This window comes from Paenibacillus sp. G34, from assembly GCF_056856875.1.
Map to the genome: position 1 here is coordinate 273179 of NZ_CM166469.1, position 20501 is coordinate 293679.

Here is a 20501-nt window from a genome sequence, read left to right on the forward strand (position 1 = left end):
ATTCACAGGCAGGAGGAGAATGTGCACATGCAAACGCAAACAGGCTACAAAGATGCATCGCTTCCCATTCAGGAGCGGGTACAGGATCTGCTCGAACGAATGACCACGGCAGAGAAGATCGGACAGTTGATCCAGCCTATGGGATGGAAAACGTACACGAAAGCGGCAGACGGTACGGTACGGGTAACCGAAGAGTTCGAGGCGGACATGGCGCTGGGTGGTGTCGGCTCGTTGTACGGTGTACTCAGGGCAGATCCATGGACGGAAGTGACGTTGGAGACAGGTCTGACACCGCGGCAAGGCGCGGTCGCTACGAATGTGATTCAGCAATATGCGATAGAACATTCCCGGTTAGGCATTCCGATTTTGTTTGGAGAAGAATGCTCCCACGGGCATATGGCCATTGGTGCAACGGTCTTTCCCGTACCGCTCACGGTAGGAAGTACGTGGAATACAGAGTTATATCGCAGGATGTGCGAGGCGATCGCTGTGGAAACCCGGAGTCAAGGCGGTGCAGCTACGTATTCTCCGGTGCTTGATGTTGTGCGTGACCCGAGATGGGGACGAACGGAGGAATGTTTTGCCGAAGACGCTTATCTCATCGGGCAGTTTGCCGTAGAAGCCATCTATGGATTGCAGGGAGATCGTCTTGATTCCGACCGGACGGTGGTAGCGACACTTAAACATTTTGCAGCGTACGGCAGTTCAGAGGGAGGACGCAACGCGGCACCAGTGCATATGGGAATGCGTGAGTTGCATGAAATTGACCTGCTGCCGTTCAAACAAGCGGTGGAAGCCGGGGCCTGCTCGGTCATGACGGCCTATAACGAGATCGATGGCATGCCGTGTACGTCCAGTACGTACCTGCTTCATGATCTTTTGCGGAAAGAGTGGGGTTTTGACGGATTTGTCATTACTGATTTTGGGGCGATCCAGATGCTGGTGAACGGACACAATACGGCAGAGAATGGAGAGCAGGCTGTGGCACAGTCCCTTCGGGCAGGTGTAGATATGGAGATGTCTGGATTCATGTACCGCAAACATCTGGCACAGGCGCTTGAACAAGGTTTACTGGAAGAGGCAGAACTAAATTTGGCGGTGCGACGGGTGTTGGAGATGAAATTCAGGCTTGGTTTGTTTGAGCAGCCGTATGTTGATCCTGATTTTGCAGAAAAGGTTATCGGGTGTGAAGAGCATGTCGGGCTCGCACGGGAGGTGGCACAAGAGGGAATTGTCCTGTTGAAAAATGAAGGACATGTGCTTCCGCTCGCTACTCAGGGAATCAAACTGGCCGTGATCGGGCCGAACGCCAACCATATCTATAACCAGCTCGGAGACTATACTTCACCGCAGCCACGGGAGCAGATTGTGACGGTGCTGGATGGTATCACACGCAAACTCGTTGGGACGGATACTGATCAGGTGCTGTATGCACCCGGATGCCGGATCAAGGGGGATTCGAGAGAAGGTTTTGCGCAGGCGCTGGCATGTGCAGAGCAGGCTGATGTCATTGTTATGGTGATGGGTGGATCGAGTGCGCGTGATTTCGGCGAAGGTACGATTGATCTGCGAACAGGAGCATCCGTGGTAACCAATGATCCGTGGAATGATATGGAGTGCGGGGAAGGCATTGACCGTTCTTCGTTGAACCTGATGGGTGTGCAACTGGAACTGGTGCAGGAAATACATAAACTGGGGAAATCGGTCGTTGTGGTGTATATTAACGGGCGCCCCATTGCCGAACCCTGGATCGATGAGCACATTCCGGCCATTATTGAAGCATGGTATCCGGGGCAGGAAGGGGGCAGTGCCATCGCAGATGTACTGTTCGGGGATGTGAATCCATCGGGACGATTGACCGTCTCCATTCCAAAGCATGAAGGTCAGCTTCCCGTGTACTATCATGCGAAACGGACGCGCGGCAAACGGTATTTGGAGATGGATCTTACGCCGCAATATGCCTTCGGACATGGGCTGAGCTACACAGACTTCAAGTATGACAATGTTCGAGTGACACCGGAAGTAATTGGACCAGACGAAGAGACGCAGGTGCAGGTCGAAGTGACGAATGTAGGTGCCGTGGCAGGCAAAGAGGTCGTGCAACTGTACATTAGCGATGTGTCGGCTTCCGTTACCCGGGCCGAAATTGCCCTGAAAGGTTTCAGTAAAATCCATCTGGAGCCGGGAGAGACCCGAACCGTAACGTTTCCTGTACAAAAGGAACATCTCGCACTGATCGACTCCCGTCTCCAGTCTGTGGTGGAACCGGGTGAATTCAAGCTGATGGTTGGACGCAGCTCTGCGGACTGGACGGCTTGCAGTCTGCATGTACAGCAGGTGGAGGTGAAGGTATGATTCGAATTCAGCGGTTTATCGAAGATTTGAAGCAGAAGCAGTGGCTGGAAGTCGTTGAGCTTCCCGATTGGCAGTTGCAGCGCGCTCTATATATTCGGCCAGGAGAATACGAGTATGAGCAGTGGGACAGATCTGAACAGGGACATGAGCATATAGATAAACAGCAGCCTGACCACCAGCATGAAGTTGGAACTGGGCGATTGGATCAAGAAGCAGGCCGGGCGTTACAACAGTCCCTGAATCCCTTGAACAGTACACACGGAACGACGTATTTTCTGAGCAAAAGAGTACAGATTCCTGAGACGTGGCAGGGGCAAGCGATTGGATTTGTTTTTGAAGCGGGTGGGGAAGGATTGTTGAAGGTCAACGGCGTGCCTTATCACGGGCTGGACCGTAACCATACCTTCGTACCTCTTCCAAGAGAACGTGTGGGAATCTCGCCACAGCTGGAGATCGAGCTGTATGATCCCATCCCTGAACCGCATGATCCCTTGAATCGGCAAGCGGTAATTCAGCCCCCGATTCAGGGGATACGAGCGGCGCTGGTGCATGTGAATCAACCGTTGCAGAGCCTGATGTACAGCATAATGGTACTTTCAGAATCGCTGCATGCTTTACCGGAGAAGGATTTGAAACGCACAACATTGGTTCGGGCTGTCCATCAGGTGATGGATGAAATGTACCATGATCCGGGACGCTGGCAGGATGGTGTGTGGCTGCACGAGCTGGAGCAGAGAATCGCCCAGACCGTGGAGAGGGAAGACCCGGAGCAGCATCGAAGCGGGTTTATGCATCTGGTTGGACAGTCTCATATTGATGTGGCTTGGCTCTGGCCTGTGCGGGAAACCGTGCGCAAATCGAGCCGAACGTTCTCTACGATGTGTACGCTTATGGATACTTACCCGGATTTTGTGTACTCCCAGAGCCAGCCTCAATTATATGCTTTTGTAAAGGAGCGTTATCCCGAGCTGTATGAACGGGTGAAGACACGAATTGCCGAAGGACGTTGGGAACTTGTTGGTGGCATGTGGGTGGAACCGGATCTGAATATTCCGAGCGGCGAGTCCTTGGTGCGCCAGATTTTGTACGGACAGCAGTTCTATCAGTCGGAATTTGGCAAACGTTCAAATATTGAATGGCTGCCGGATACGTTTGGATACTGTGCATCACTGCCTCAGATTCTGAGGCTTGCGGACATTCCTTATTTTATGACGACCAAACTAAACTGGAATGATACGAATGTGTTTCCGTATGATCTGTTCGACTGGGTGGGGATAGACGGTACCTCGGTGCTGTCTTACCTGAATCATGGTGTAAACGAACACACGCGTCCCAAAGATGTGCATGAACACTGGCAGTCCTATAAGCAAAAAGACGTTCATGCAGAGCAGATGCTGCTTTATGGGCACGGCGATGGTGGTGGCGGTGTGACGAATGAAATGGTGGAGTTTGCCAAGCGTTCTCACCTGATGGCAGGGCAGCCGATCAGTCAATTCAGCACGGCTGGAGCATTTTTTGAAGGCATTGCAGCAAGTAAACCAACACTGCCGAAGTGGCATGGTGATCTGTATCTGGAGCTGCATCGCGGTACGTATACCACCCATGCGCGAAATAAACGCAGCAACCGTAAGGCCGAGGTGCTCTATCGCGAAGCAGAAATCTGGAGCCAGTGGGATCAGAATCGCGGCCGGAGCTTGGATCACAAGGAAGTGCTTGATGAAGGCTGGAAGCTGATCATGTTGAATCAGTTCCATGATATTATTCCAGGTACATCGATTCCCGAAGTATATGTAACTTCTGCTGAGGAGTATACGAAGGTGTTTGCGCTTGGTGATGACGTGCTACAGGGGTCACTCGATGCGATCACGGATAACATTGCAACGAATGAAGTATCAGGTAAGCCGTACGTTGTATTCAACAGTCTTGGCTGGGAGCGGAGTGAAGTAATCTGTATCGCAGGGGATACGGATTGGGATGGCTTGGCGGCATATGATCGGTATGGAAATCGTTTAATTAGCGAGGTAGAGCGGGAAGAGCAAGAAAATAGAGTTAGCCTGCATGTTCTTGTTCCTTCGGTTCCTGCCTTCGGGTATACCACCATATGGTTGCGCGAGACAGAAGAAGTAGAACGACATACAAAAGGAGAAATAGCGGTAACCGTAGAACAGGGAGCGGATAGCGCATTAGGAGCAACAGGTGAGGGCGACATCCAAGTAGGGAAAAGAACAACAAATGCAGATCTAGAAGTGGGTTCAGCGATCCAAAAGGCAACTAGGCTTGAGCAGATACCTGCATGTTGGGAAACCGAGTTCTATTTGCTCGAATTCAACGACCTGGGTGAGATCACAAGATGGTATGACAAGACTGTAGAGCGTGAATGGTTGAGGCCGGGTGACCGAGCGAATGAGTGGCAGTTTTTCCATGACAAACCGACGTATTGGGACGCATGGGATATAGACCCAAGGTTCGAATCTCAGCGGGCAGGTGCTGTACAGCTGATCTCCAGAGAGATTGTGCAGCGCGGCCCTGTGCAGGATGTACTGCGTTTCCGCTGGAAGCTGAATGAATCCGAGATTAGCCAGGATGTAATTTTGTTTCATCATCAGCGGCGCGTTGATTTTAAAACTCGGGTAGACTGGAATGAAAGTCACAAGCTGCTCAAGGTGGCGTTCCCAGCAGATTTGGTGGCGGCTAAAGCAACCTATGAGATTCCGTTTGGTGCCTTGGAACGGGCAACGCATAACAATACAAGTTGGGAACGGGCGCAGTTTGAGGTGTGCGGGCATCGCTGGGCTGATCTCTCGGAGGGCAATAGTGGTATCAGTTTGTTGAACGATTGCAAGTATGGCTACGACATTAAGGATCGCACGATTCGTCTTTCACTTTTGCGAGCACCAAAATGGCCTGATGTACATGCCGATCAAGGGCAGCATGAATTCACGTATTCGGTACTGCCACATGCAGGAGACTGGCGTCAGGCAAATGTGGTGCAACGTGCGATGGAACTGAATCATCCGGTACAGGCGGCTGCAGCCAAACCACATACGGGTGTAAAACCTTCGGAACACAGCTGGGTTCAGTTCCACAGCAAACATGTCATTTTGGATACGATTAAGGTGTCGGAAGACGGATCAGGAACGGTACTGCGTTTCTATGAATCGAGCGGAGGCCGGGAGACTGTAAAGATACAGTGGAATGAACCAAATGTGAGTGCATCCATAATCAATTTGTTGGAAGATGAGCTTGAGCCGATCATTTGCGAGGGTGGAACGTTTAAACTGACGTTTAAACCATATGAAATCAAGTCGGTAAAGCTTGTCTATTTGAGCTAATACCATTTAAGTTGAACTATTCATTTACACTATAACGGAGAGGACAGAAAAAACCTGAAAAAGCGAAGCTACAAGCTTTCTGTAAGAAAGCTGCATCGGAAGCATAGGCTTCGCCTTTATCACCGGATTTTTCCCTTTGGAAAAGGGAATCAAAAAAATCTGGGGATAACAGCGATTGGAAGGTTATTCTGTCATCGGAGTGTTCCGTGTAAAAAACCTTTAGTTCAACTTATATAGCATGATTTTTGAATTCACGGATGCACGATGGATTGAAACGTCAAAGAGCAGCATAACTCATTGAATCTCATGGGAGGTACGACATGAAATTAACCAATAAAATCGGTGTAATTGTTGACAGTTTTGGCGTAGGTGTACGGGAAGGGCTGTTGAAAGCCAAGGATGCAGGTGCAGAAGGCGTGCAGATCTACGCGGTGAAGGGAGAGATGGACCCGGAAAATCTGTCGCTGGCGGCTCGTAAAGAGCTTCGCGGCTACATAGATGGTTTGGGTCTGGAGATCTCAGCCTTGGTTGGTGATCTGGGCGGTCACGGCTTTCAAGTGAAGGAAGACAATGCATGGAAAGTGGAAAAGTCTAAACGAATTGTTGATCTTGCTCTTGATCTGGGCACAAATATTGTGACCACACATATCGGTATTGTTCCACATGATCCTTCTTCCGAAGTATACGAAACACTGCACGCTGCATGTGAAGAACTGGGACAGTACGCCAAAAGTGTCGGAGCTTACTTTGCCATCGAGACGGGGCCGGAAACGGCTGCTGATCTGAAAAGTTTCTTGGATACCCTCTCCACGAACGGGGTGTCGGTCAATTTTGACCCGGCAAACATGGTGATGGTGACAGGAGATGATCCGGTACAGGGTGTTAAGCTACTCAAGGATTATATCGTGCATACACATGTGAAGGATGGCTTGCGTCTGAAAGAGGTCGATCCACGGGACGTGTACGGTGCGGTGGGTTATGCTCCGATGGATCATGAGAAAATTGCCGAAATGGTAGCTTCCGGCGCCTTTTTCCGCGAAGTGCCACTGGGCGAGGGAGCTGTTGATTTTGATGCTTATTTTGCCGCGCTGCAGGAGATTGGTTATACAGGGTATCTAACCATTGAGCGCGAAGTGGGAGACCAACCGGAAGTGGACATTCGCAAAGCCGTGCAGTTCATCAAACAATATCGATAGGAGTGGAGCGGATGAAGGTAGGTCTGAGCACGTACAGTTTGTTGAATGATCTGAATTCGGGAGCCATGACGGTACTGGATGTAATCGACTGGATTGCAGCGAACGGCGGCGAGCACATGGAGATGGTTCCCTACGGATACACGGTGGAGGATAATCATGAACTGGCGGATGCGATTCGGGAGCGCGCCGAAGCAGCTGGGATTGAACTGTCGAACTATTCGATGCCAGCCAACTTTGTGCAGGAGACGGAAGAGGCTTTTGAAGAAGAGATGGCTCGGGTCAAAAAACATGTGGATGTCGCACACCGGATGGGTGTCAGGCATCTGCGCCACGACGTTACTGCATTCAAGCTGCCCAAGGAAAGCACGACCATTGCCTGGTTTGAACAGCATCTGCCGTTGATGGTTAGGGGAAGCCAGATCATTGCCGATTATGCTGCACAGTACGGGATGATCACAACGATTGAGAATCATGGGTTCAGTGTGCAGGCTAGTGATCGGGTTCAGCGAGTATTGCATGCCGTAGATCGGCCGAATTTCAAAACAACGCTGGATATTGGCAACTTCATGTGTGTAGACGAAAACCCGATTATCGGTGTGATAAAAAATCTGCCGTACGCTTCGCTCATTCATTTCAAAGACTTCTACTTCCGTCCGTATGACGAGCATCCGGGGGAAGGGGAGTGGTTTACCACAACCTATGGTAACTTCCTGCGCGGTGCGATCGTGGGTCAAGGTGATATCCCCATCCGTAAAATCGTCAAGCTGATTAAAGATTCCGGTTACGATGGCAATATCACGGTGGAGTTCGAAGGCATGGAGGAATGCAAAGCCGCTTCCAAAATCGCCATGGACAATCTGCGTCGTTTCTGGGATGAAACATAAAAGAATGTGGTCCCTTAGGTATGAACGACATTGATTAAATAATAGAAGGCGTTTATCTCATAGATAAGCGCCGTTTGTTTGAATTATGAAAATAAATTTTACATAGTAATACACTCACTTAGCATCCATAACACTTGATAAACGATCCGGCATTTCCGGGATTAGTTACATAGGGTAGTTTAGTTTTTTACTATATATCCATAGCAATTAACTTTGGTCCAGTTCTTTTGATAATAAGGCAACGGATGGCCGTACGCCGATGCAAGAGGAATGACTAGATCATGATGCGGAGAAATAATAATGCTATTGTTATCAACAGTACCATATTTGTTTGTATCATCAGGCAATATTACATTTGTTAAGGCTTTTAGCTCGCCTAGCGTAAATTGATTTCCTTCTTCGTCCATAATGATGGTTGCATCGCCTTGATATTTTCCTACTCTAGCTTTTGCTGTCCCGGATGTTTGTACCTCTGTAAATTTCTCCGATGTATTCTGATCTGTTGTTTCGGATGATGCCGTAGCTACAGATGCGATGCTCAAACTAAGTATTAAAGTAAAGGTAAGTGCTGCCTTCAGAATCTTCTTCAAGCTTGATCTTCTCCTTAAGATGGAATAAACAAACACTAACATAAAAATCCATTTAATTCCATGTGAAAATGATCGAAAAATGATCCGAATTGTGAATACATGTCAGATGATAATGAGTGAGTTCAGCTTCTCCCCTCCCTACATTTTGTCATATGAAGTGTATGAATTAGGAGATAATTTAGTAGTGCCATAAAGAGGAATAAGTGACGATAATCACAAGTATGCTATACTGAATATACGCAGCCTGAAAATAACTGGCTATGGATAGGAGAGATCGTGAATCTATGCAGGTATTTGAGGACTGGAATCAAAAGGTGAAAAAGACGTTCAACGCAACGAATCCCGAAGTGGTACTGACGGTAACTGAGGCGGGAAGCCTGTTGGGACTGAGTAAAGACCAGATGAAGTTATACGTGGATAAAAACAAACTCACCAAGGTACCCATTATGAGAAGTGTGCATCGATACCTTTTGTTAAAAAGTGAAATTGATCGCATTTTGCAAGCACAATAGATATAGGAAGCGGCACGCAGTCGTACACGACAAGGGTAATAACTAAATAGAACGTTTATAGCCATTTTACCGGGCAGTACTCGGGAGAGTGGCTTTTTTCTTGAATAGAGAGGGGAATCAGAGAAGAAGATGTTGGGAAATATAGCTCTGTAACGGTCACCGATTAGAGTGGAAGTTTATGCTTGTCAAAAGCCAATCCGTTCCTATATACTCATGTCGCAAGTGACCTGGCCTATAATTACATGAACTCAGGGGAGATGAACAATCCATGGCAATTAACTTGAATGTGTACCTTGTCACCAATGGTAACGGGCGTGAAGCTGTCGAGTTCTACAAAGAGGCATTTGGTGCGGAAGTGCTCGCGATGCAGACTTTTGGAGAAGGCCCCTCCAGTCCGGATCATCCAATCCCACCAGAGGCCAAGGACTGGATTATGCATGCTTCTCTGCAAATTGGCAGTTCGGTACTGATGTTATCTGATACGCTTCCTGGTATGCCACACACGATTGGAGATAACATCACGGTAACGGTTAATACGGACACGGCAGAGCAAGCGAAGGATATTTTCGGTAAACTTGAAGTGGGCGGTAAAGTGAATATGCCGATTCAAGAAACCTTCTGGAGCCCGGCTTACGGTAATGTTACTGATAAATTTGGCGTGCAGTTCCAAATCAGTGCAACTCCTGGACAAGTATAGTTATATTCGATAAATCTATTGTGAATGCAAGGTGTTTATCTGGTAAACTGACTTTACAGACTTTTTGTGAAGTCAGTTTTTTGGTGTGAGGAGTGGTGTAGATGAAGGTGTTCGAGGACTTTAAAGCATGGTCTGAGCAAAACGAAGGTCGTACAGTGATACTTACTCCGTCTGGAAGAATGACGGCTATACATAAATTTAAACCGGGTGCTTCGGAGGAGAAGATCAGAGACCTCTCCGATTTTTTCTCTATCCCACTGCCTCCAGACTACATCAAATTTCTACGAATCTGCAATGGTGCATCCCTGTTTGAACATCCTGAGTATGGAGGAGAAAACTTCTTATACTCGGCACAGGATGTTATTTATTATAACGAGGCGTCTGACCGTAAGATTGTCGTTGCTAATATCCTTGATGATCAAATTATCATTGATTTGGATCGATGGGAATCTGGTAATATGGAGTATCTGCTTCTTGGTGAGAGTTTTGATCCTGCCGAAGCTGCAGGTCGCTTCTACAGTAACTTTGAAATTTGGCTGGAACGGTTTGTGATTTCTCAAGGAACGAAGTTCTGGTATTGGAAAACGGATCGCCGTTCTTCTGAATAATGGCAGGTTTGCTGCCCGTATAACAAGCTTTCTCGCCAAAAACCTCCAGCTGCTGCTTACTGCAGCGTGGAGGTTTTTAGGGTTCTTTTTTTAAATAGACTAATCTTCCTTCTGAATCTTGGATGGGTTGTTGATTTTGTATGGTACCGGATTGCGGGTCAGCTTTTTCTTGATGATCTTGGCTTCAAAAGTAAGCACATCACCGACCTCCAGTTCATGCTTTTTCATCGTTGCACTGTGACTTGACCAGGCTTCGCCAACTTCAATCACTTCGGGCTCGGTGATCGTTAACGCTTCATAGATGATGACCTCATCGTCATTGTCCGAGAAATGATTCGGTACAGTCGTAAACTCCTTCACCACTGCGCTCATCTTCACTTTGCCATCCGGCAAGTCGATTTTAACGGCTTTCGTTTTTGGGGCAGCTTTGGTTTTCGGTTTGGCTCCCGAAGACGTTTCGGTACTGGCACCTGTCTGAGGGCCGGTGTATTCCTCCACCAATCCGTCAGGATCACCTTTGAGACCAGAGAATGAATCTGATTCATCCATGTCATCCTCTGAATCATACAGCTTGGCAGGAGAGTCGTCCTTAACTGGTGGATCAGCAAGATCAGGAGCTTGTGCATCCGTAGATCTAGTGCTTGCAGATGCTAACGATTCATCAACAGCAGCTGTCTCAGTACTTTGCCCTGCGGCATCCTGTTCCATGCTTGCTTCTGATCCAGCTCCGCTTAATCCTCTAGTACTGTAACCAGAAGCCTGCATCTCTTTCAGATAGGAAGGATGAATGCAGTGTTTTTTTCCATTATCCAATTCAATTACAGCCGTCATGTGATCTACAAACCCTAGAATCGTGCAGGGTAGGTTCAGTCCGTTTCCTTTATAATAGAACGTTTTGAGTTTGGTCGCTTTGGCCGAAATGAGGCCCCACTCCTGACACTTGGCAATTAACTCGTCTTCGTTGTCCAGTGCATAATAATCCGGTGGTTCAATCGTAAAAGCGTATGTCATATTGAATTTCCGCCTTTCAGTTGCTCTTATGTTCATCGTTTCCAAATTACCATCAGTGTATCACAATTATGTACCCGAAAGATGCAGATTGTGAAAGCTTAGGTGCGAGGCTGTGCTATAATTTGAACCAAATATATAGATGTGAACTCTGTTATCACATTCTTTGTGTCGATAAAATTTAACTTATATAGAACCAATACATACTCGGAGAAAGGATGATTATAGTGGAGAAAAAAGTTAACCATCAAGCACTTTGGCTCGGCGTGGGTGTGGCACTTGGTGCAAGCTTTGGTACAGCTACCGGGCAGTTCGGACTGGGCATTGCTTTTGGCGTCGCTCTTGGTGTTGTAATCGGTTCGGTGGTCGGTAAACGTACAGGCGCTGACTCCCATGACATGTTAAGCGAGCATGTGCTGGAATTGCATAAACTGGAGGATTGGCAAGAGGTGCTTCAACATTCGCAGGAGCATCCGGTGCTGCTGCTGAAGCACAGCACAACTTGTCCCGTCAGTGCACGAGCATATAGAGAGTTTATGGCTTTTGTCGGCACGAATGCATCCGATCCGAAACAGACGATGGAATATCGTATAGTGAAAGTCATCGAGAACCGTCCGTTATCCCGTCACATTGCGGAAGAAACCGAGGTTCGCCATGAATCGCCGCAGGTGCTGCTACTCGACCAGGGACAGGCGATCAAACACACTTCACATGGACATATCACCAAAAAACGACTGACGCAGTGGGCGCAGAATCCTTTTGGGTAGGGAGATGAGGGAATGTCCCTTTGGAAAAAGCAATTGATAATATATCTGGAGTGTATAGGATTTTTGGTTATTGGCTTCATTGTTATAAGAAACGTTTCAAATCATTCATTTCCTGGGCGTTTCTAATGGGCTCCTTTTATGTTGTTTTTATTCCATTTGTTAAAGGAGAAAATCCATTCTGATGAAATTCAAGGAGGTTTTATGAATAGAAGAGCGCTCACTATGATCCTGATTGTTGTTGGTATTCTAGTCTTGTTGTATTTTGGTGGTAGCTATCTTTATGATCAGTTTGAAATGAATGCTGAAGATGTTGGCCTCGAATGCAGGCAAAGTCATTACCCAGCGCCAGCTTTTGCAGCAAGTATGGGGTGCGCATCATCATGAGTCGGATAGCCACTATTTGCGAGTTTATGTGGGTCATTTGCGTAAAAAGTTAAAAGAAGACCCTACCCGGCCATCCTATATCCAGACGGAACCAGGGATTGGATATCGTTTTCTACTGCCTGCGGAGTAATCTGAATGTAAGTGAAAAAAGTAAAAAGAGTGAAAAAGAAGCACCGTCCCCTTCAATTTCGAAAGGCACGGTGCTCTTTTTGTATATCTTAGTTATGCATCTGGTTATACATTCTGTTTGCATATCTTCATTTGTACGTCCTGATGCTTATATTATGAGAATTTTGGCAGCCAGTCGCCGTGGGCTTCAATCAAATCATCGCACATCGCGACGATGTCGTCCATGGACAGCTCAGCAGCGGTATGCGGATCGAGCATAGCCGCGTGATAGATATGCTCTTTTTTGCCTGTCATAGCGGCTTCGATGGTGAGCAATTGGGTGTTGATATTGGTACGGTTCAGTGCTGCCAGTTGTGGTGGCAGGTCACCAATATACGTTGGGCTGATGCCGGAACCATCGACCAGACAAGGCACCTCGACACAAGCTTCGCGCGGCAAGTTGGTGATGAGTCCGTTGTTGATAACGTTACCGCCAATTTTGTACGGGCGATTCGTCTCCATCGCTTCCATAATATGCGAAGCATATTCATGGCTGCGGGTGTGTTGAATATTTTCACTCGCAAACAGCTTCTCCCGCATTTCCTTCCAATCGTTAATCTGATCCACACAGCGGCGAGGATATTCATCGAGTGGAATGTTGTAACGTTCGATCAATTCCGGATAGTTGCGTTTGATAAAATACGGATGATACTCTGCACTATGTTCGGAGGACTCTGTGACATAATAACCGAAGCGATGCATGAGTTCATAACGTACCATATCGTCATGGGTCTCTTGCTGTTTCTGTCTCGCAAGACGTTTGATTTCAGGATACAGATCGACGCCATCCTTTGTCACTTCAAGCAACCAGGCCATGTGGTTAATACCAGCAATTTTAGCAACGACACCCGTCTGGTCAATCCCCAGCGTATCGAACAGATGAGGTACGCAGACTTGTACACTGTGACACAGACCGATCGTTTTAATTCCGCCATGTACGTTCATGACATTAGTGAGTACAGCCATCGGGTTCGTGTAGTTCAGGAACCAGGCATCCGGGCATACTTCCTGCATATCCTTGGCGAAGTCCAGCATCACCGGAATGGTACGCAAGTTACGGAAGATTCCGCCAATGCCGAGCGTATCGGCAATCGTTTGACGCAGGCCGTATTTCTTCGGAATCTCAAAATCGGTAATCGTACACGGGTCATATCCGCCCACCTGAATGGCATTGATGACATATTTAGCTCCGCGGAGCGCTTCCTTGCGATCATGGTATGTTTTAACGGAACAGCGGCTTCCTAGCGACTGAGCCAAACTTTTTAACAAACGCTCCGAGTCACTTAGACGTTCAGCATCAATATCAAACAAGGCCAGTTCAAAGTCCTGCAAGGCCTCCGTCATCATCACATCACCCAATACATTTTTGACAAAAACGGTGCTGCCTGCACCGAGAAACGTAATTTTGTTCATTTCAACTTCATCCTTCCCGAAAAATGTTGTACCCCAACTATAGGCCGAACAGGCCCATATCACTATGGCTCAAACCCTCTCAAATATGGCATAATCCCATTTTTGTTTTCGTTTTTAGCAAGATTTCCTCTCTTCTACCTGTTATAATTTATTGTGTGTACTGGTAAGGGAATATGTGAGCTCACATTAAGATATCTTTAACCTCATCGTCAAAAGGAGGGGAAACATGAGTCGAAAAGTGGAAATGAATGTGGTCTCTGCCGGCTGGACGCAGATGGAACTGGTCTTGTTATTTTATGGATGGGAGGCATGTGATCCTGCCCACTATTGGGGGCCGGGGGTGCGTGATTCCTATATTGTGCATTACGTACATGAGGGTCATGGTACGGTATATATGGGAGATCGGGAATATCCTCTGGGCGAGGGCCAAGGATTTCTCATATTACCCGACACGGTCATTCATTATGAGGCCGATGCTGAGGAGCCTTGGACATATTCATGGTTTGGCTTCAGAGGTGTACAGGCGAAGGCTTTTATGCAACGTGCACAGTTAAGCGAGGAGCACCCGGTATTTACTGCTCATGATAAGAATATGATGGCAGCGCTGTATGACGAGATGCTTCAGGCCGGAACGAGCTCTGTTGCAGGAGGGGATGTGCTACATCAAAGTCTGTTATACCGACTTATGGCGGCATTAATCGCATCCTCACCGATCAAAGAAGAAGAAAATCCGCTCCTTTCGACGAAAGAGACTTATATTCGGCAGGCTGTGCAGTTTATGGAGAACCGGTATAGCCAGCGTACTTCCATTCTGGATATCGCACAGGCGGTAGGACTGGATCGAACGTATTTATCGGGGTTGTTCAAAGAGCGATACGGCAAGTCACTGCAAGCCTTTTTCCTGGAGTATCGCATGAATCGTGCAGCGGAGTTGCTTCGTAACCCGATGCTGTCTGTGAGTGAAGTAGCCCACTCCGTTGGATACACCGACCCGCTGCTCTTTTCCAAAATGTTCAAACGTGTGACGGGGGTGTCACCCAAGGGCTCGCGAGTGTGAGATTAGCCGCAATCATGATTTTAAATTTTGAAAGAAAAGTTTTGAACATTATTCCGTATGCCGCTATACTGATACAGAAGTGTAACAGATACCAAATTTTAGTGAATTGAATACGTGGAACTTGGTGCTCTACCCGCTGGGGTAGAAGCTTAAAAGGGAAGTCCGGTGTGATGCCGGCGCGGTCCCGCCACTGTAACAGAGGAGTCAGGCAGCATATCCACTGGTCTTACGAAGACCGGGAAGGAGCTGTTATGGCAATGATACTGGAGCCAGGAGACCTGCCAGGTTGGACAAACACAGCAGTACCCTACGGGAGATAGGAAGGTGTTTAAAGAGCATGATTTTTTCTGAAAATCTGTTTATTTAAGGCGTCCTTATCCCGTGAAACGGAGAAGGGCGCTTTTTTGGATTGAATTGGCTTGTATTGAATGGAATGAAAATGAAGGCGTACACGCGCATTAAACCGGGAAGGGCGTTTTATTATTGGGCAGATATATCGTTAAACGGTTATTACAACTGGTCGCCGTTCTGTTTGGAATCACCTTCCTGACATTTCTATTAACGTATCTGTCTCCTGGAGATCCCGCCAGACTGATGCTGATGTCTACCGGAGTCACACCTTCGGATGAACTGGTCAGACAGGTGAGGTCAGAGCTTGGGCTGGACAAGCCATTTCTGGTTCGGTATGGCACATGGCTGGGACAAGTAGTCACTGGAGACTTTGGTACGTCGTATAAATATGACCGTCCAGTGCTGGATGTGTTAATGGCCCGCCTTCCAGCAACGCTCAAGTTAACCGGGAGCGCAATGCTTCTGGTGATTTTGATTTCCTTTCCGCTCGGAGTTCTTTCGGCTGTACGCCGGAATCAATGGCTGGATTATGTGATTCGCCTGTTTTCGTTTGCCGGTCTATCCATGCCGAGCTTCTGGCTGGGGATGTTGCTGATGCTGGTATTTGGTGTGCAGCTGAAGCTGCTGCCGGTCATGGGTAGTTCCGGCTGGAACAGCCTGATCCTGCCTGCTGCGACACTCGCGATTCCATTGATCGCCCAATACAGCCGGCAGATTCGTGCGGTCATGCTGGAGGAGACAAGCCAGAATTACGTAGTGGGTGCAAGAGCAAGAGGTGTGAAGGAATCAATGATTATTTGGCGACATATTTTGCCCAATTCACTGTTGCCAATTGTGACCTTGCTAGGCATGACAACAGGAGCACTACTTGGCGGAGCAGCAATTGTGGAGAGTTTATTCGTATGGCCGGGAGTAGGACAGATGGCGGTGGATGCCATTTTCACCCGCGATTACCCCCTGATACAGGGTTATGTAATCTGGATGGCAGTCATCTATGTCACCCTGAATCTGATCGTGGATCTCTGGACACATCTTCGCGATCCGCGCATTCAACTGGATGTGGATGTGTAGATGGTGATGAAGATTCGAGCATATCTGACACAACGTCGTCTATTTATTCTCTTGCTATCCCTGACCACAGGCTGGATCGTTCTGGCTCTGATTGCGCCGCTTCTGGCGCCTCACGATCCACTTGCTACGAATTTTGCCAAAGTGTTGCAGCCATCCAGCCCCGAATATCCACTCGGTACGGATCAGCTTGGGCGATGTGTCCTGTCCCGACTTTTATATGGAGCACGCACCTCTCTGCTGCTTACATTTATGATGATCGGGATTGTTTTCAGCTTAGGCGTAGCGGTTGGTGTCGTCGCAGGTTTTCTGCGAGGGCTGGTGGATACGCTGCTGATGCGGCTGTGCGATACGTTGATGGCATTTCCGGGTTTGATTTTTGCTATTGCCGTAGTAGGCATGTTAGGGCCGGGGTTATTTAACACGGTGGTCGCACTGTCAGTTGTCTGGTGGGCAAAGTATGCACGGATGGCCCGAAGCCTGGTCATTTCTCTTCAGCAAAAAGAGTTCGTCACTGCCGCCGCGTTCAGCGGTGCGCGTAAAATCCAGATCATTAGTAGAACGATTCTGCCGAATATGTTGCCACCCTTGATCGTCATGGCGATGATGGACGTGGGCGGCATGATGTTGTCGATTTCGGGACTGTCCTTTCTCGGACTTGGTGCACAGCCGCCTGATCCCGAGTGGGGAGCGATGTTAAATGAAGGTAGAAGATATCTGCAGACTGCGCCTTGGCTGTTAATCTATCCGGGGCTTGCGATATTTAGCACGGTTATCATTTTTAATTTGCTGGGGGATAGTCTGCGAGATGTGCTTGATCCCAAGAAAAATACAGTGTAACTGAGGGGAATGGGAAGTATGGGTAAGTTTCAAAAAACATGGCTACTGGCTATCATATCAATGATGACTATTCTGTTGCTCGCGGCCTGTGGTAACGACAAAAATTCAACACCTTCATCATCCGATGCTACGGGGAAAAAGGCAGGGGTGGATGCGAGTGGTGCGGCTGGTGAGGGCAAGAAATCACATCTGAATGTGGCCTTGTTCTGGCTGGGGAGTAGCCTTGATCCTGCGGAGGAATGGAACGGCTGGACGCTGACGCGCGCGGCTATTGGAGAGACGTTGATTCAGTTTGATGAGCAGATGAAGATCGTCCCCAAACTTGCCGATAAGTGGGATCGGATCGATGATACAACATGGCATTTTCATATTCGGGCCGGGGTAACGTTCCATAATGGCAATCCCGTGACTGCGGATGCGGTAAAAAAATCAATCGAACGCTCCATCTCGCTGAATGAGAGAGGTCAATCCACACTGCCAATTGCGTCAATGACTGCCAAGGGGCAGGATCTGACGATCAAAACAACACAGCTAGATGCCTCACTGCTAGGCAATATTGCAGAGCCGCTGTTTATTATCGTGGATACGAGTGCAGACACATCAAAATTCAAGAGTGAGCCCATCGCTACCGGGCCGTTCATGGTTACAGGATATACGCCCGACCAGGAGATTCAGGTGAAAAAGTACGATAAATACTGGGGTGGCGCGGCTGATCTGGATACAATGACACTGAAATACATCAAGGATGATAATACACGGGCGCTGGCACTGCAATCAGGGGAAATTGATGTAGCGAGTAATGTGGGACGCAGCCAGATGCCTCTTTTTCAGGATAAAACACAATATACGATTGATGAAATTCCGAGCCTCCGTACGCAGTTTGTGTGGTTTAACACGACCCATTCACTGCTAAGCGATGTAAAGGTTCGCCGTGCTATATCTTACGGAATTGACCGCGAAATGTACGCGAATACACTGGTTGGTGGACAAGCAGCCAAAGGGCCATTTACCTCTGCTTTGCCTTTTGGATATGACAAAATCAAAGGATACGATTACGAACCTGAGAAAGCAAAACAATTGCTGGATGAGGCCGGATACAAGGATTCAGATGGAGATGGCATTCGGGACAAAGACGGGAAAAAGCTATCGTTGCAACTCATTCTAAACTCAGCATACGAGTCGGATTCCATTGTGGCTGCTGCGATGCAGTCCCAGCTTAAGGAGATTGGTGTTGGTCTGGAGCTAACTTCGTATGAGGACCTCACCGACCATCAGAAGAGCGGGAATTATGACCTTGCTCTGACGAGCATTAACACAGGGATCACGGGTGATCCGCAGTATATTCTGGACTTTTATTTCAAAACGGGAGCGGAGTGGAATGTTGGCGGATACAGCAATCCGAAGTTAGATCAGCTGATCGAGCGTCTTCACTCGGAGTTCGATGTGGAGAAAAGGTATGCTCTGGCAGCAGAAGCGCAGCAGATGATTCTGGACGATGCGGCTTATATGTTTTTGACGTACACACCCATTAATATTGTCAGCAAAAGTAATGTGAAGGGCGCCACAATGTACCCGATTGATTTCTATCTTCTTGATCGCAATATCAAGGTTGAGCAGTGATGATGCAGCTGCGTGAAGAAACAACACCTTGGCTTGAGGTGAAGGACCTGTCTGTGAGTTACAAGGAAGGGATTCCTTCCTTGCAGGATATATCCTTTTCCATGAGACAGGGAGAGATTATTGGCATTGTAGGTGAAAGTGGCAGCGGGAAGTCTACCCTTATCCGGGCTTTACTGGGACTGCTGCCTGTAGGTGGACAATACACCGGTGGAGAGATTACTTTCCGGGATCGGGTATTGCTACGGGACTCACAGCAGAATTGGCGGGGGATGCGCGGCAAACGAATCGCGATGGTATTTCAGGACAGCGGTTCCTATCTGAATCCGATTCGAACTATCGGGAGTCAGTATGTGGAGGCGATTCGTACCCATTTTCCCATGTCCCGGAAAGAGGCCTGGGGATTGGCCGTCCGCACACTTGCCCGTATGGAGCTGGATGATCCTGAACGAGTCTTGCATTCGTATGCTTCCCAGCTTAGCGGGGGGATGAAGCAGCGGACAGCGATTGCGATGGCTGCTGCGCTGGAGCCGGAACTGCTGCTGGCGGATGAGCCGACAAGTGCGCTGGATGTTACGACCCAAAATGAAGTAATGAGCCAATTCAGCAAGCTTTGTGCCGACAAGGGAACAGGTATGATCCTGGTGACGCACAATATGGCTGTTGCTGCTCATATGGCTGACCGCATCGGTGTGATGTTAGATAGCAGATTGGTGGAACTGGGAGATACGCTGCGTGTCATCTCGAATCCTGACCATGCGTATACCCGCAAACTTTTGGAGGCTGTACCTGAACTGGAGGGGAGCATGCATGATCAATGACAGATCACCCATTCTGAAACTGAGTGACGTATGTAAAACCTATGAGTTGAAAGGGCGGCAGGCAGTCCAAGCTCTGCAGAATGTAGATCTGGATTTATATCCGGGTGAGTGTTTGGGGATTGTCGGGCAGAGCGGAAGTGGCAAAAGCTCTCTGGCCAAGTGTGTAACTCATCTGGAACAGGTGACTTCAGGAGAGGTGTGGTACCGTCAGCAGCAGATCACCCGTCTGAAAGGCGAGAAGCTGCGTCAGATGCGCAAGCAGATTCAGATGGTCTTTCAGGAGCCTGCCGCGGTTTTTAACCCACGCATGAAGGTGGGTATGTTTATCGGTGAGCCTCTGTTGAATTATAAAATGATGCAGGGCCAGCAGGCTGTCCAGGAAACACGCAGGTTGCTGGAACGAGTTGGTTTGACTGCTTTGGATGCAGATAAATATCCGCATGAATTAAGTGGCGGTCAGCAGCAGCGAGCCGTCATTGCTCGTGCGATTGGCGTACGGCCTGAGATCATTCTATTTGACGAAGCTACCTCTGCCCTTGATGTGTCCATCCAGCAGCAGATTTTGGATCTGCTCATGGAACTGCGTAGGGAGACAGGTGTTTCCTCCATATTCATATCACATGATCTCGCGGTGGTACAGCAAGTCAGTGACCGTATTGCAGTCATGCATCAAGGGAAAGTGGTGGAGGTAGTGGACAGTTCCAAGCTGACCAGTGCGGCGAATCATTCATATACCCGAAGTCTGATCTCCTCCACTCTGTCGCTTAGAGAGTTGAAGGGTGATATACAGATGCGGGAGCGTGTGGAGTAACCTTTGAAAAAATCGTAGAGCC

17 protein-coding genes, 1 pseudogene and 1 riboswitch are annotated in these 20501 nt (G+C 48.3%); of the genes and pseudogenes, 15 read left to right on the forward strand and 3 right to left on the reverse strand.

Annotated elements, in window-relative coordinates; all coding sequences use genetic code 11:
* The first annotated feature begins 27 nt into the window (after window positions 1-27).
* From AC1VYS_RS01240 to AC1VYS_RS01255, 4 genes are all read left to right on the forward strand, one after another.
* The gene (locus tag AC1VYS_RS01240; RefSeq protein ID WP_482912683.1) at window positions 28-2355 is read left to right on the forward strand and encodes a glycoside hydrolase family 3 N-terminal domain-containing protein; all 2328 of its coding nucleotides are present in this window, start codon (window positions 28-30) and stop codon (window positions 2353-2355) included.
* The gene (locus tag AC1VYS_RS01245; RefSeq protein WP_482912684.1) at window positions 2352-5687 is read left to right on the forward strand and encodes an alpha-mannosidase; all 3336 of its coding nucleotides are present in this window, start codon (window positions 2352-2354) and stop codon (window positions 5685-5687) included. The genes AC1VYS_RS01240 and AC1VYS_RS01245 overlap by 4 nt, the downstream gene beginning before the upstream one ends.
* Window positions 5688-6007: 320 nt before the next feature.
* On the forward strand, window positions 6008-6883 hold the full coding sequence (locus tag AC1VYS_RS01250) for a sugar phosphate isomerase/epimerase family protein (RefSeq protein WP_482912685.1): 876 nt from the start codon (window positions 6008-6010) through the stop codon (window positions 6881-6883).
* Window positions 6884-6894: 11 nt separating this feature from the next.
* On the forward strand, window positions 6895-7767 hold the full coding sequence (locus AC1VYS_RS01255) for a sugar phosphate isomerase/epimerase family protein (RefSeq protein WP_482912686.1): 873 nt from the start codon (window positions 6895-6897) through the stop codon (window positions 7765-7767).
* 179 nt (window positions 7768-7946) lie between these two features.
* Here AC1VYS_RS01255 and AC1VYS_RS01260 read toward each other — a convergent pair whose 3' ends face one another.
* On the reverse strand, window positions 7947-8357 hold the full coding sequence (locus AC1VYS_RS01260; protein ID WP_482912687.1) for a hypothetical protein: 411 nt from the start codon (window positions 8355-8357) through the stop codon (window positions 7947-7949).
* 284 nt (window positions 8358-8641) lie between these two features.
* Between AC1VYS_RS01260 and AC1VYS_RS01265 the strand changes: the two genes are divergently transcribed.
* From AC1VYS_RS01265 to AC1VYS_RS01275, 3 genes are all read left to right on the forward strand, one after another.
* Window positions 8642-8869: a DNA-binding protein gene (locus AC1VYS_RS01265; protein ID WP_434748459.1), complete on the forward strand. Its 228-nt coding sequence runs from the start codon at window positions 8642-8644 to the stop codon at window positions 8867-8869.
* Between the two features lie 268 nt (window positions 8870-9137).
* Complete coding sequence (locus AC1VYS_RS01270) at window positions 9138-9566, forward strand: VOC family protein (RefSeq protein ID WP_482912688.1); 429 nt, start codon at window positions 9138-9140, stop codon at window positions 9564-9566.
* Window positions 9567-9667: 101 nt separating this feature from the next.
* A complete protein-coding gene (locus AC1VYS_RS01275; RefSeq protein WP_482912689.1) occupies window positions 9668-10174 on the forward strand; it encodes an SMI1/KNR4 family protein in 507 nt (168 codons plus the stop codon).
* 99 nt (window positions 10175-10273) lie between these two features.
* Here the strand turns inward: AC1VYS_RS01275 and AC1VYS_RS01280 are convergent, their stop codons facing one another.
* On the reverse strand, window positions 10274-11185 hold the full coding sequence (locus tag AC1VYS_RS01280; RefSeq protein WP_482912690.1) for a hypothetical protein: 912 nt from the start codon (window positions 11183-11185) through the stop codon (window positions 10274-10276).
* Window positions 11186-11409: 224 nt separating this feature from the next.
* Between AC1VYS_RS01280 and ytxJ the strand changes: the two genes are divergently transcribed.
* Together ytxJ and AC1VYS_RS01290 are read left to right on the forward strand one after the other, a co-directional pair.
* Window positions 11410-11949, forward strand: a complete 540-nt coding sequence (gene ytxJ, locus AC1VYS_RS01285) for a bacillithiol system redox-active protein YtxJ (RefSeq protein ID WP_482912691.1) — start codon at window positions 11410-11412, stop codon at window positions 11947-11949.
* A gap of 298 nt (window positions 11950-12247) precedes the next feature.
* Window positions 12248-12463, forward strand: a pseudogene (locus tag AC1VYS_RS01290) (winged helix-turn-helix domain-containing protein); the annotation flags it as partial.
* 152 nt (window positions 12464-12615) lie between these two features.
* Here the strand turns inward: AC1VYS_RS01290 and melA are convergent.
* Window positions 12616-13914: an alpha-galactosidase gene (gene melA, locus AC1VYS_RS01295; protein WP_482912692.1), complete on the reverse strand. Its 1299-nt coding sequence runs from the start codon at window positions 13912-13914 to the stop codon at window positions 12616-12618.
* 226 nt (window positions 13915-14140) lie between these two features.
* Here melA and AC1VYS_RS01300 point away from each other — a divergent pair, with 226 nt between their 5' ends.
* The 6 genes from AC1VYS_RS01300 to AC1VYS_RS01325 all read left to right on the forward strand — a co-directional run bounded on the left by AC1VYS_RS01300 (window position 14141) and on the right by AC1VYS_RS01325 (window position 20479).
* Complete coding sequence (locus AC1VYS_RS01300; protein ID WP_482912693.1) at window positions 14141-14971, forward strand: AraC family transcriptional regulator; 831 nt, start codon at window positions 14141-14143, stop codon at window positions 14969-14971.
* 105 nt (window positions 14972-15076) lie between these two features.
* Window positions 15077-15271, forward strand: a riboswitch (cobalamin riboswitch).
* Between the two features lie 183 nt (window positions 15272-15454).
* Window positions 15455-16393: a nickel ABC transporter permease gene (gene nikB, locus AC1VYS_RS01305; RefSeq protein WP_221790165.1), complete on the forward strand. Its 939-nt coding sequence runs from the start codon at window positions 15455-15457 to the stop codon at window positions 16391-16393.
* Between the two features lie 6 nt (window positions 16394-16399).
* Window positions 16400-17230, forward strand: coding sequence for a nickel transporter permease (nikC, locus tag AC1VYS_RS01310; RefSeq protein WP_482914878.1), 831 nt, complete (start codon window positions 16400-16402; stop codon window positions 17228-17230).
* A gap of 18 nt (window positions 17231-17248) precedes the next feature.
* The gene (locus tag AC1VYS_RS01315) at window positions 17249-18850 is read left to right on the forward strand and encodes an ABC transporter substrate-binding protein (RefSeq protein WP_482912694.1); all 1602 of its coding nucleotides are present in this window, start codon (window positions 17249-17251) and stop codon (window positions 18848-18850) included.
* Window positions 18850-19668 carry an ABC transporter ATP-binding protein gene (locus tag AC1VYS_RS01320; protein ID WP_482912695.1) on the forward strand — a complete coding sequence of 273 codons (819 nt, stop codon included), beginning with the start codon at window positions 18850-18852 and terminating at the stop codon, window positions 19666-19668. Before AC1VYS_RS01315 ends, AC1VYS_RS01320 begins: the two co-directional genes overlap by 1 nt.
* A complete protein-coding gene (locus AC1VYS_RS01325) occupies window positions 19658-20479 on the forward strand; it encodes an ATP-binding cassette domain-containing protein (RefSeq protein WP_482912696.1) in 822 nt (273 codons plus the stop codon). Before AC1VYS_RS01320 ends, AC1VYS_RS01325 begins: the two co-directional genes overlap by 11 nt.
* The last annotated feature ends 22 nt before the right edge of the window (window positions 20480-20501 follow it).